The following is a 12893-nucleotide window of genomic DNA, read 5'->3' as shown; positions in this document are numbered from 1 at the left end:
AGGGACCTTGTTTTCTAGTATGATGAGAATAACGGGGAAAATACTAGGATGAAGAAGGTTTCAAGTCTATAACTTGGAGGAAAAGAATGAACAATCGTATTTTAGTAGTTGATGATGAGGAGTTTATCTTAACTTTAATCGAATTTAATTTACAACAAGCTGGTTTTGAAGTGATAACAGCGATGGATGGAGAAATGGCGCTTCAAAAAGCGACAACAGAACGTCCAGATTTAATTATATTAGATTTAATGCTTCCAAAAATGGATGGTATGGAAGTGTGTAAAGAATTACGATTGCAGCGCGTTATGACGCCGATTTTAATGTTAACAGCAAAAGATGATGAATTTGATAAGGTGCTAGGTCTTGAACTTGGGGCTGATGATTATATGACGAAGCCATTTAGTCCAAGGGAAGTTGTCGCGCGTGTGAAGGCAATTTTACGCCGTACGAAATTACAACAAGAAGAGCAAGTTACAGAATCGTCAGATGAAGAGAGCATCACGATTGCTGAACTTAAAATTTTACCAGAGTTTTATGAGGCTTATTTCCAAGGAAGAAAGCTTGAATTAACACCAAAAGAATTTGAACTACTTGTTTATCTTGCGAAAAATAAGAGCCGCGTGTTGACGCGTGATCAATTATTAAGTGCTGTATGGAATTATGATTTCGCTGGTGATACACGAATTGTTGACGTTCATATTAGCCATTTACGCGATAAAATTGAACAAAATACGAAAAAACCGACGTACATTAAAACGATACGTGGTTTAGGGTATAAATTAGAGGAGCCAAAAGGGGATGAATAAATTTCGTTCCAGGCTTCTTTTTACATTTGTTTCTCTTATTGTATTTATTTTAGTTGGACTCGGTTTATTGCTGGAAACTGTTTTTGAAAACTATTATATAGATCATGCGAAAGAGAGAATGGTAAAAGAGACAGAGTATGTTGCGGTATTAGCAGAAGAACAAGGTTTTGATGATGTTTTAAAAAATCCATATGTATTTGAGAAGTTAGAAGAAAAAATACAGGCTTCTATTGCATTTGTAGATGAAAAAAAGAAGGTTCAATATAGCGGGGGCGAACAATCTGCGTTTAGCCAAGGGATAGTGAAAGAACTTACTTCTGAAACAACGAAACAAAGAAATAAAGTCATTACGAAAGAAACAGATCAGAATAACGAATTTTATCATGCGGTGTTCGTGCAAGATGTAGCAGGGAAACAAGGATACATTTTGGTGAAAAGCACAATTGAGCCTTTGAAAGACGTTCATCAAAAAACGTGGGGATTATTAATTATTGGATTTGTCATTGCTTGTCTCGTAGTTGTATTTTTAGGTATGAAAATTACAGGGCAATATATTAGGCCAATTGAATCGGTTACGAAAGTTGCCATCGAATTAGCGAAGGGTAATTATAAAGCACGCGCTTATGAAAGTCATTCGGATGAAACGGGAATGTTAAGTAAAGCGATTAATATTTTAGCTCGTAATTTACAAGAGATGACACTTGAGCAAGAAATGCAGCAAGATCGTCTACATACGTTAATTGAAAATATGGGAAGCGGAATGATTTTAATTGATAGCCGAGGATATATAAACCTTGTAAACCGCTCTTATAAGGAAACTTTCCACGTCACAGATGAAGAATATTTAGATCGTTTATATTATGAGTCGTTTCATCATCCGGAAATTATAGAGCTGGTGGAAGAAATCTTTATGACAGAAGTGAAAGTGCGCAAACAAATGTTATTGCCTCTTGGGATTGAACGAAAGCATTTCGAGGTATATGGAGCACCGATTATCGGGACGAACCATGAATGGAAAGGGATTGTCCTTGTATTCCATGACATTACTGAACTGAAAAAGTTAGAACAAATGAGAAAAGACTTTTTAGCGAATGTTTCTCATGAACTAAAAACGCCGATTACTTCTATTAAAGGTTTTTCAGAAACACTTTTAGACGGTGCTATGGATAATAAAAAATTCTGCGAGCATTTCTTGCATATTATTTTAAAAGAAAGTGAACGTATGCAAGGATTAATTGAAGATTTATTAGATTTATCAAAGATTGAGCAACAAGGATTTAAATTGAGTATGGGGACCGTTGATATGAAGGGGCTTCTTGAAGATATTCATATGGTGCTTGATAATAAAGCGGGAGAAAAAGAAATCTCTTTACAAGTAAATACGCTAAAACGTGTCTCTGTCATTGGAGATCCAAGTCGTTTGCAGCAAATCTTTATTAATTTAATGAATAACGCAATTGTATATACACCGGCTGGAGGCGTTGTTTCTGTAGAATTAGCAGAAGATAAATATAATGCTTATATAAAAGTATCAGATACTGGAATTGGTATTAGTAAAGATGAAATTCCACGTATTTTTGAACGCTTTTACCGAGTGGATAAAGCGAGAAGTAGAAATACTGGTGGTACAGGCCTTGGGTTATCGATTGTAAAGCATTTAGTTGAGGCGCATCATGGTACGATTACAGTGGATAGTGAAGTTGGGGAAGGGACAACATTTACAGTTGTTTTGCCAAAATCAGCAACTGAAAAATAGGATGAAGAATGTTTACAATATATTAACAATGGCTTAATTAAATATTAATAAAGCTCTGTTAATATAATACATGAAAACCCCTTCATCCAAGGAGTAATTTTGGACGAGAATAGTTAAGCTGTTCTCGTCACTTCCCTTTATGCCAATATAAGTCTGTTTTATATATGAAAGAAAATAACCGTTATTTTTCTTCTCTCTATTAGTCATGTTAATATAGAGGGAGGAAAGAAACGGTTTTTTTCTGTGAAAAAAATCATTTCAAATTTGTATGGGGAGGTTTCTGATTTGGAAAAAAAGGTCGTATTAGTAGATGGTAATAATATCGCGTATCGTGCTTTCTTTGCACTACCGCTTTTAAATAACGACAAGGGTATACATACGAACGCAATTTACGGTTTTACAATGATGTTAATGAGAATATTAGAGGAAGAAAAACCGACGCATATGTTAGTAGCATTTGATGCGGGGAAAACGACATTCCGTCATAAAACATATAGTGAGTATAAAGGAGGACGTCAAAAGACTCCACCTGAGTTATCAGAGCAATTCCCGTTTATTCGTGAGATGCTTGATGCATTCAACGTACCGCGTTATGAATTAGAAAATTATGAAGCGGATGATATTATGGGAACGCTAGCGAAAGAAGCGAGTGAACAAGGGGCTAGTGTAAAAGTTATTTCAGGAGATAAAGATTTACTTCAACTTGTTTCTGATAACACGCTTGTATGTATTCCTCGAAAAGGGATTACGGAAGTAGATGAATATACAAAAGAAGCTTTATTTGAGAAATACAGCTTATCACCAAAGCAAATTATCGATATGAAAGGTTTAATGGGAGACCAATCAGATAATATTCCAGGTGTACCAGGAGTTGGTGAAAAAACTGCGATTAAATTGTTAACGCAGTTTGGAACGGTTGAAGAAGTGTATGAAAATATAGATCAAGTAAGCGGGAAGAAATTAAAAGAAAAGCTGGAAGCAAATAAAGACCAAGCTCTTATGAGTAAAGATCTTGCAACCATTATTACAGACGCACCGATTACTGTGCATGTGGATGATATGGAGTATAAAGGGTATGAAGCAAGTGATGTCATTCCAATGTTCGAGAATTTAGGATTCACATCTCTTTTAAATAAATTAGGCGTTACGCCAGAAGAAACAGCTCCAGTTGAATTAGATGATATTACATTTGATATTGTGGAAGAAGTTACTGAAGAAATGCTTCAGCAAGATAGTGCGCTTATCGTTGAAGTACAAGAAGATAATTATCATAAAGCAGACATTCAAGGTTTCGGTATTCAAAATGAAAATGGATGTTACTTTATTCAGACAGACATTGCTCTTAAGTCAGATGCATTTAAAGAGTGGCTTGCAGATGGAGAAATGAGAAAGCATACATTTGATGCGAAGCGTGCGATCGTTGCACTGAAATGGAACGGTATAGATATGCAAGGGATTGACTTTGATCTATTAATTGCTGCTTACTTACTTGACCCGGCCGATACAGATAAAGATTTCCGTACTGTAGCGAAAATGAAAGAAACGCATGCTGTGAAATCTGATGAAGAAGTTTACGGAAAAGGTGCGAAGCGTGCTGTTCCAGAGCTAGAGATAGTAGCGGAGCATGTAGCTCGTAAAGTGCATGTATTATATGATGTGAAGCAAACATTCATTGAAGAGTTAGAAAAGAATGAGCAATATGAACTGTTTACAGAGTTAGAATTACCACTTGCACGTGTATTAGCTGATATGGAAGTAAAAGGTGTAAAAGTTGATACAGAGCGTCTTCGTAATATGGGAGAAGAACTTGCAGGTAGATTAAAGGAAATGGAACAGGAAATTTATAAGCTGGCGGGAACAGAATTTAATATTAATTCACCGAAGCAGCTTGGCGTTATTCTGTTTGAGAATTTAAACTTACCAGTTATTAAGAAGACGAAAACAGGTTATTCTACGTCAGCTGATGTACTAGACAAGCTGATGGATCACCATGAAATTATTCCAAACATTTTACATTACCGTCAATTAGGGAAACTAAATTCAACTTATATTGAAGGATTATTAAAAGTTGTACATGAAGATTCATCTAAAATCCATACTCGTTTCAATCAAGTATTAACGCAAACAGGTCGATTAAGTTCAACGGATCCGAACTTGCAAAATATCCCGATTCGATTAGAAGAAGGAAGAAAGATTCGTCAGGCATTCGTTCCATCAGAAGAAGGATGGATTATGTACGCGGCAGATTATTCACAAATTGAACTTCGTGTATTAGCTCATATTGCAAATGATAAAGGGCTAGTCGACGCGTTTCAACATGATATGGATATTCATACGAAAACAGCTATGGATGTATTTGGTGTTGAAAAAGATGAAGTAACTTCAAATATGAGACGACAAGCGAAAGCTGTTAACTTCGGAATTGTGTATGGTATTAGTGATTATGGTCTTTCACAAAACTTAGGAATTACAAGAAAAGCAGCAGCGGAATTTATTGAAAAGTATTTAGAAAGTTTCCCTGGTGTACAAGAATACATGGATGACATCGTAAAAGATGCGAAACAAAAAGGATATGTGGCTACATTATTAAATCGACGCCGTTACATTCCGGAAATTACGAGTCGTAATTTCAACTTGCGTAGCTTTGCTGAGCGTACAGCTATGAATACACCAATTCAAGGTACTGCAGCAGATATTATTAAAAAAGCGATGATTATTATGGCAGATCGTTTAGAAGAAGAAGGATTACAAGCGCGTCTTCTATTGCAAGTACACGATGAATTAATATTTGAAGCACCAAAAGAAGAAATTGAAAAATTAGAGAAGCTTGTACCAGAAGTAATGGAGCATGCAATTGAACTTGCAGTTCCGCTGAAAGTTGATTATTCTTACGGTCCAACTTGGTACGACGCAAAATAAGGAAGTGATGAAATGCCTGAATTACCAGAGGTTGAAAACGTCAGACGGACACTTGAAAATCTTGTAACAGGAAAAACAATTGAAGATGTCATTGTTACCTATCCCAAAATAGTAAAACGTCCAGATGATGCAGAAATCTTTAAAGAAGTGCTAAAAGGCGAGACGATTGAAAATATAAAGCGAAGAGGAAAGTTTTTGCTTTTATATGTAACGAATTATGTCATTGTTTCACATTTGCGTATGGAAGGAAAGTTTTTACTGCATCAAGAGGGTGAACCAATTGATAAGCATACGCACGTCCGTTTCTTGTTTACAGATGGAACTGAATTACATTATAAAGATGTGAGAAAGTTTGGTACGATGCATCTCTTTAAGAAAGGTGAAGAGTTGAATCAAATGCCTCTTGCTGACTTAGGTCCGGAGCCATTTGATGCTGAATTGACACCACAGTATTTACAAGAGAGATTGCAAAAGACAAATCGTAAAATAAAAGTTGTATTATTAGACCAGCGTCTTTTAGTAGGACTTGGAAATATATATGTAGATGAAGTTTTATTCCGTTCTCAAATTCATCCAGAACGAGAAGCGTCGTCTTTAACAGCAGAAGAAATTGAGCGAATTTATGAGGCGACTGTTACAACGTTAGGCGAAGCAGTGAAGCGTGGCGGAAGTACAATTCGAACGTATATCAACTCACAAGGGCAAATTGGCTCATTCCAAGAACTTCTAAATGTATATGGAAAAAAAGGAGAACCGTGTGTGACTTGCGGTACGATATTAGAAAAAACAGTTGTTGGCGGAAGAGGAACGCATTACTGCCCAATTTGTCAGCCAAGAATATAGAAAAGAGATAACATCGGATAGGCATTTGTCATATACATACAGCAGAGCTATGTATAAGGGAGGAGCTTACCGATGTACCTTTATTTATCTCTTATTTTATTAGCTTTTACATTAAGCTTAGATAGCTGTAGTGTAGGGCTAACCTATGGTTTAAGAAGCGTAAGAATTCCACTAAGATCAATTGTAATTATCGGAATGTGTTCAGCGGCTGTTATGCTTGTTTCAATGGGAATTGGACATATGATCGCGAAAGTATTTTCACCTGTTATCGCAACGCGTATCGGTGGGCTTGTTCTTATTGGAATAGGAATTTGGGTATTATACCAATTTTTTCGAAGTGAGAAAAAAGAAGAACCGAAGCAAGAGGAGAAGGTATGGAAGTTAGAGATTGCCTCGCTTGGGTTAGTCATTCAAATTTTACGGAAACCGACTGTAGCAGATTTCGATAAATCAGGCACCATTTCTGCAGGAGAAGCATTGCTTCTTGGTATCGCTCTTTCTGTAGATTCATTCGGTGCTGGAATAGGTGCATCTTTATTAGGGTATACACCCGCTATGATGGCGATATTAGTTGCAGTGATGAGTTCTTTATTTTTATTTATTGGAATGAAACTTGGAACGGTTTTATCAAATATGAAATGGCTGCAAAAATTTACATTCCTGCCTGGAGTATTACTCATTATTATTGGAATTTGGAAAATGTAAGTACGGGCGTGGAACATTAGTTTCGCGCCTTTTATTATGAGGAGGGTTATGATGACAGTAGTAATTGGATTAACGGGAGGTATTGCAAGCGGAAAAAGTACAGTATCTCAAATGTTTCGCGAGCTAAATATACCAGTTATTGATGCAGATATTATTGCGCGAGAAGTTGTAGAACGAGGAAAGCCAGCATATAACAAAATTGTAGAAGTATTTGGAACGGAAGTATTACAAGAAGATGGAAAACTGGATCGGCCGAAATTAGGAAGTGTCGTTTTCTATAATGAAGAGAAACGATTGCAGTTAAACAAAATTGTTCATCCTGCAGTGCGTGAGGAAATGAATAGGCAAAAGGAAATGTACATAAAAGAAGGTGCGCAAGCGGTTGTGTTAGATATTCCTCTCTTATTTGAAAGTAAATTAACAAGTCTCGTTGACCGCGTTTTAGTTGTAGCAGTTAAGCCGCATACGCAATTAGAACGTTTAATGAAGCGAAATAATTTTTCGGAAGAAGAAGCAACAGCTCGTATTCAATCTCAAATGCCGTTAGAAGAAAAAGTGAAAAATGCAGATGAAGTGATAAATAATGATGGCAAAATTATGGGAACGAAAACACAATTACAGGTGATTTTAAAGAATTGGAACATTATTGATTAAAAAATTGTGAAATTAATGAAAATGCTTAGTGACATATCCCCTTTTTGTGTTATACTATTATTGGGATTGGAGATAAATAGTATAACGCATTCAAGGGGGATAACATATTATGACTCGTGTGGCAATTAATGGATTTGGACGTATTGGGAGAATGGTATTTCGTCAGGCAATAAAAGAAAGCGCATTCGAAATTGTAGCAATCAATGCAAGCTATCCATCTGAAACGTTAGCACATTTAATTAAATATGATACAGTTCACGGCAAGTTTGACGGAACAGTAGAAGCATTTGAAGATCACTTATTAGTTGATGGGAAAATGATTCGCCTTTTAAACAATCGCGATCCAAAGGAATTGCCTTGGACAGATTTAGGTGTTGAAGTTGTAATTGAAGCAACTGGTAAATTCAATTCAAAAGAAAAAGCAATTCTTCACGTTGAAGCTGGAGCGAAAAAAGTTATTTTAACGGCGCCTGGTAAAAATGAAGATGTAACAATTGTAGTAGGTGTGAACGAAGACCAATTAGATATTACAAAGCATACTGTTATTTCAAATGCATCTTGTACAACAAACTGTTTAGCACCTGTTGTGAAGGTGTTAGATGAGCAGTTTGGAATTGAAAACGGTTTAATGACGACAGTTCACGCTTATACAAATGACCAAAAAAATATTGATAACCCACATAAAGATTTAAGAAGAGCACGTGCTTGCGGACAATCAATTATTCCGACAACGACAGGTGCTGCGAAAGCGCTAGCAAAAGTTCTTCCACATTTAAATGGAAAACTTCATGGTATGGCACTTCGTGTACCAACACCAAACGTGTCTCTTGTTGACTTAGTAGTAGATGTAAAACGCGATGTAACAGTTGAAGCTATTAACGACGCATTCAAAACTGTTGCAAACGGTGCGTTAAAAGGCATTGTAGAATTCAGCGAAGAGCCTTTGGTATCTATTGACTTTAATACAAATACACACTCAGCTATTATTGATGGTTTATCTACAATGGTAATGGGTGATCGTAAAGTGAAAGTACTTGCTTGGTATGATAACGAGTGGGGCTACTCTCGTCGTGTTGTAGATCTTGTAACGTTAGTTGTGGATGAATTAGCGAAACAAGAAAATATGCAGCATATTTAATTGAATAAGGAGAGGGCAAGTGAATATTTGCCCTCTTTTTTTTATTTTTTTCTGAAAAGGAAAAAAATTATATAAGTATATTTTTAGAAGTGGACATACCACGAAACGTTGGGGTTACTGTATTCGTGAATCATTTATTTTTTTTAGGGAAAAGTAAAGAGGAAAATATGACAGAAAATCGAAAAAACTGTTGTTGCAAAATGAAAATAAACAAAGTATACTAACACTCGTAAACTTAAGAGCTGAGGTACGTAGTCACTACTTAAAGGGTTAGGACCTCTCTGGACTAACTTTCCCCCGTGGTAGTGGAGCAAGCCAAATTGCAAATTAGTTTTCAATTCGAACAGTTAGAATAAATTTACAAGGGGGAACTGTAGAATGGATACTATGGATACGATGGGTCGTCACGTGATCGCTGAACTTTGGGATTGCGATTTCGACAAGCTTAATGACATGCCGTATATTGAACAATTATTTGTGGATGCAGCACTAAGAGCTGGTGCTGAAGTGCGTGAGGTTGCTTTCCATAAATTTGCACCACAAGGTGTAAGTGGAGTAGTAATTATCTCGGAATCACATTTAACAATTCATAGCTTTCCGGAGCACGGTTACGCAAGTATTGATGTTTATACTTGTGGGGATCGTATTGATCCAAATGTTGCTGCAGAATATATTGCAGAAGGTTTAAACGCGAAAACGCGTGAGAGCATCGAGCTTCCTCGAGGCACTGGTAGCTTCGAAATTAAGCAGAGAGAAACAAAAGCTCTTTAAAAAAGAACATAATTGATTTAAAATGTAAAGAGGTGTATAATGCACCTCTTTTTTAGTTTATAAAAAAGGAAAAATATGATGTGCTCGTTAGTTGAATAAATGGAGCTCTTACGAATAAGTTAATGCTCTATCTACCATCTTATTTTTGGAACCGAGATGATAACATAATGTGTTTAAACTTAAAGTGGTAAGAGAGTTAGAATGAGTTATATAATAATGTATATATATTGTCAGATGAAGTAAGTAGAGAAAAATAAAGAATATAGTGTAAAGGAGTGAATATATTGCGTTGTCCATCCTGTTCTCATAATGGTACAAGAGTGTTAGATTCGCGTCCGGTAGACGAGGGGCGCTCTATTCGAAGAAGGAGAGAGTGTGAAAGCTGTTTAAGCCGCTTTACGACATTTGAAAGAGTGGAAGAGTCACCTCTTATCGTTGTAAAAAAAGAAGGAACACGAGAAGAGTTTAATAAAGAAAAGATTTTACGTGGCTTAATTAAAGCGTGCGAAAAAAGACCAGTATCTTTAAGACAATTAGAAGAAGTAACTCAAAGTGTGGAACGTGAACTTCGTAATTTAGGTATATCAGAAGTGAAGAGTGATATGATTGGTGAAATTGTTATGGAAGAACTACGTGATATCGATGATGTTGCCTACGTGCGTTTTGCTTCTGTATATCGCCAATTTAAAGATTTAAATGTATTTATTGAAGAATTAAAAGATATACTGCAAAAAGAAAGAGAGTAGAATCTGCATTGTATTCTCTTTACATACCGTAAATAATGAGATAAGAGAGCTAGAAGCGAAAGCTAATAGCTCTTTTTCGCTAATAAATTATATAGTGAAGATTGGATGAGAGAAAGGAAAAGCAAGAATGGAAAAACAGTCATGGATGGAGCTATTGCCGATTGATCGTTATAAAGTAAGTGCGAAAGGGTTACTGCATAATTACGACCGAAAAGTGTTAACGATGTTATATCAGCCGTTAATAGGTAGTAGAGCTTTTAGCTTGTACATGACGCTATGGGGAGAGTTAGAGCAAGATCGTGTGTTTGGAAAAGAGAATACGCATCATTCCCTTATGGTGACCATGCAAATGCAACTTCCCGAAGTGTATGAGGAACGAGTAAAGTTAGAGGCAATTGGGCTTTTGAAAGTATATATTAAGAAAGAAAAAGATATTCGAATGTTTATATATGAGCTGCAACCACCTTTATCCCCGAAGCAGTTTTTTGATGATATTGTTTTAAGTATCTTTTTATACAATCGACTGAGTCGGACAAAATATAATCAAGTAAAACAATATTTCTTAGAAGAAGAATTTGATTTTGTATCGTATGAAAATGTTACACGTTCTTTTAATGATGTATTTGGTTCGTTTAATCCAGGACAGCTTGAGCATGCGCAAGAAGATCTTCGTATTCCAAAAGCGACAGCTATGCCAAGTAATGAAAAGGGAGATGCTCCAAAAGTTTGGAATGATTTCTTTGATTTCTCCTTATTTGTAGACGGCTTGTCCGCTCTTGTTCCTAAAAAGGCGATTACAGATCAAGTGCGAGAATGTGTCATTACACTTGCTTACGTGTATGATGTAGATGTGTTATCGATGCAAAATATCGTTCTTGGTGCGGTGACAGAGATGCAGACAATTGATATTGAAAGGCTTAGAAAAGGAGCACGTGATTGGTATCAGTTCGAAAACGGTCAAGCGTTACCTGTATTAAGTGAAAGAGTACAGCCTCACGCTGCACGTATGATGAAAGAAAAAGAGCCTACATCCCAAGAAGAGATGTTAATCAAACAGTTAGAGGAAATCTCACCAAAGCAACTATTGAAAGAAATCTCTGGCGGTGCAGAGGCAACGAAGGCTGACTTGCAAATTGTTGAAGATGTAATGATGAATCAAAAGTTAACACCAGGTGTTGTGAATGTACTTATTTATTACGTTATGCTACGCTCAGATATGAAACTTGCGAAAACGTATGTGGAGAAGATTGCTGGACATTGGGCACGTAAAAAGGTCGGTACAGTTGCTGAAGCGATGGCATTAGCGAAAGAAGAAAATCGTCAATATCAAGAATGGGCTGAGACGAAGAAGAAAGGTCGTACATCCAAGAAAACAGTACGAAAAGAAATGGTACCAGATTGGCTGAAAGAAGAGCCGAAAGAACAAGAGAAAGAAACTGTGAAAAAAGATGTAAGTGCTGAAAAAGGTGCAAGTACGTTAGAGGACGAACGAAAACGATTAGAAGAAGTGTTAAAAAAATATAAGCGTGATTAATAGAAGAGAATGAACGCTCTTTGAGGTGAGAAAATGGAGCATATTCAAAATTCATTTGCAAAGTTAATGGAAAATGAAAATTTTAAAAATAGATATGAAGTATTAAAGGCGGAAGTAATGGCACATCCGCGTGTGAAAGAATTTATAGACGAACATAAAGGGGAAGTAACAACGTCTATGATTGAACGCAGTCTTGTGAAATTATACGAATATATTGGACAAAGTGTAGGTTGCGCGGATTGTCCGGATCTAGGTTCGTGTAAAAACATGCTGCAAGGATATGAGCCAAAGCTCGTTATCCAAGGGAAGATGATTGATATTCAATATGATCGTTGCGTTAGAAAAGTAGCATATGACGAGAGGAAGAAATATGAAAAGCTCGTTCAAAGTGTATATATGCCAACTGATATTTTACAAGCAACGATGGAAAACTTAGACCCTTCAGATTTAGATGCGCGTATTGATGCAATTGGTGCAGCTAATGAGTTTTTAAGTACATATGAACCTGGTAAAAAAGTACAAGGTTTATATTTGTACGGTAAATTTGGTGTAGGGAAAACGTATTTGTTAGGAGCAATTGCGAATGAGCTTGCTCGAAAGAAAATAAGTTCGATGCTTGTATACTTCCCTGAATTTCTACGTGAAATTAAAAGTTCGATTCAAGATAATTCAATTGGGGAAAAGATTGATGCAGTGAAACGCGTACAAGTTTTAATGTTAGATGATATTGGAGCAGAAGCGATGTCAAGCTTTGTGCGTGATGATGTACTCGGTGCAATTTTGCAATTCCGTATGTTAGAAAACTTACCGACGTTCTTTACGTCTAACTTTGATTTTAAACAGCTAGAACATCATTTAACATATACGCAGCGCGGTGAAGCGGAAGAAATGAAAGCAGCTCGTATTATGGAGCGAATTAAATATTTAGCGAAACCAATTCCAATTGGCGGGAAAAACCGTCGTCATAAGTAAAGAGTAAGCTGAGAAGCTTGCTCTTTTTTTCGTAGTTAAACGCTTTTTA

11 protein-coding genes are annotated in these 12893 nt (G+C 36.3%); all 11 read left to right on the top strand.

The window, feature by feature from the left end; translation table 11 throughout:
* Positions 1-86: 86 nt before the first annotated feature.
* Positions 87-806, top strand: a complete 720-nt coding sequence (gene phoP, locus EKQ63_RS24430; protein ID WP_001065225.1) for a two-component system response regulator PhoP — start codon at positions 87-89, stop codon at positions 804-806.
* A complete protein-coding gene (phoR, locus tag EKQ63_RS24425; protein ID WP_143881587.1) occupies positions 799-2562 on the top strand; it encodes a sensory box histidine kinase PhoR in 1764 nt (587 codons plus the stop codon). Before phoP ends, phoR begins: the two co-directional genes overlap by 8 nt.
* A 285-nt stretch (positions 2563-2847) precedes the next feature.
* Positions 2848-5481 carry a DNA polymerase I gene (gene polA, locus EKQ63_RS24420; RefSeq protein ID WP_140421148.1) on the top strand — a complete coding sequence of 878 codons (2634 nt, stop codon included), beginning with the start codon at positions 2848-2850 and terminating at the stop codon, positions 5479-5481.
* 12 nt (positions 5482-5493) lie between these two features.
* Positions 5494-6324: a DNA-formamidopyrimidine glycosylase gene (gene mutM / locus EKQ63_RS24415; protein ID WP_087954132.1), complete on the top strand. Its 831-nt coding sequence runs from the start codon at positions 5494-5496 to the stop codon at positions 6322-6324.
* Positions 6325-6396: 72 nt separating this feature from the next.
* A complete protein-coding gene (gene ytaF, locus EKQ63_RS24410; protein ID WP_000281752.1) occupies positions 6397-7029 on the top strand; it encodes a sporulation membrane protein YtaF in 633 nt (210 codons plus the stop codon).
* Positions 7030-7080: 51 nt separating this feature from the next.
* Positions 7081-7683 carry a dephospho-CoA kinase gene (gene coaE / locus EKQ63_RS24405; RefSeq protein ID WP_143881586.1) on the top strand — a complete coding sequence of 201 codons (603 nt, stop codon included), beginning with the start codon at positions 7081-7083 and terminating at the stop codon, positions 7681-7683.
* Between the two features lie 109 nt (positions 7684-7792).
* On the top strand, positions 7793-8821 hold the full coding sequence (locus EKQ63_RS24400) for a glyceraldehyde-3-phosphate dehydrogenase (protein WP_087954134.1): 1029 nt from the start codon (positions 7793-7795) through the stop codon (positions 8819-8821).
* Positions 8822-9208: 387 nt separating this feature from the next.
* On the top strand, positions 9209-9592 hold the full coding sequence (speD, locus tag EKQ63_RS24395; RefSeq protein WP_002003660.1) for an adenosylmethionine decarboxylase: 384 nt from the start codon (positions 9209-9211) through the stop codon (positions 9590-9592).
* Between the two features lie 284 nt (positions 9593-9876).
* Positions 9877-10338 (top strand): transcriptional regulator NrdR, encoded by a 462-nt coding sequence (gene nrdR, locus EKQ63_RS24390; protein WP_001203687.1) that lies wholly within the window; start codon positions 9877-9879, stop codon positions 10336-10338.
* A gap of 127 nt (positions 10339-10465) precedes the next feature.
* On the top strand, positions 10466-11872 hold the full coding sequence (locus EKQ63_RS24385; protein ID WP_087954135.1) for a replication initiation and membrane attachment family protein: 1407 nt from the start codon (positions 10466-10468) through the stop codon (positions 11870-11872).
* Between the two features lie 33 nt (positions 11873-11905).
* A complete protein-coding gene (gene dnaI / locus EKQ63_RS24380) occupies positions 11906-12844 on the top strand; it encodes a primosomal protein DnaI (protein ID WP_000400101.1) in 939 nt (312 codons plus the stop codon).
* The last annotated feature ends 49 nt before the right edge of the window (positions 12845-12893 follow it).

Origin of the sequence: Bacillus sp. BD59S (assembly GCF_007363175.1) — a bacterium.
Lineage (GTDB): Bacteria > Bacillota > Bacilli > Bacillales > Bacillaceae_G > Bacillus_A > Bacillus_A pacificus.
Note: the sequence above shows the minus strand (reverse complement) of the source record. Positions and strands in the feature narration are given on the sequence as shown.

What these genes read in the sequence shown, in the direction of transcription:
- phoP (WP_001065225.1), top strand. Translation starts at nt 87, where the DNA reads ATGAACAATCGTATTTTAGTAGTTGATGATGAGGAGTTTATCTTAACT.
- phoR (WP_143881587.1), top strand. Translation starts at nt 799, where the DNA reads ATGAATAAATTTCGTTCCAGGCTTCTTTTTACATTTGTTTCTCTTATT.
- mutM (WP_087954132.1), top strand. Translation starts at nt 5,494, where the DNA reads ATGCCTGAATTACCAGAGGTTGAAAACGTCAGACGGACACTTGAAAAT.
- ytaF (WP_000281752.1), top strand. Translation starts at nt 6,397, where the DNA reads ATGTACCTTTATTTATCTCTTATTTTATTAGCTTTTACATTAAGCTTA.
- coaE (WP_143881586.1), top strand. Translation starts at nt 7,081, where the DNA reads ATGACAGTAGTAATTGGATTAACGGGAGGTATTGCAAGCGGAAAAAGT.
- EKQ63_RS24400 (WP_087954134.1), top strand. Translation starts at nt 7,793, where the DNA reads ATGACTCGTGTGGCAATTAATGGATTTGGACGTATTGGGAGAATGGTA.
- speD (WP_002003660.1), top strand. Translation starts at nt 9,209, where the DNA reads ATGGATACGATGGGTCGTCACGTGATCGCTGAACTTTGGGATTGCGAT.
- EKQ63_RS24385 (WP_087954135.1), top strand. Translation starts at nt 10,466, where the DNA reads ATGGAAAAACAGTCATGGATGGAGCTATTGCCGATTGATCGTTATAAA.
- dnaI (WP_000400101.1), top strand. Translation starts at nt 11,906, where the DNA reads ATGGAGCATATTCAAAATTCATTTGCAAAGTTAATGGAAAATGAAAAT.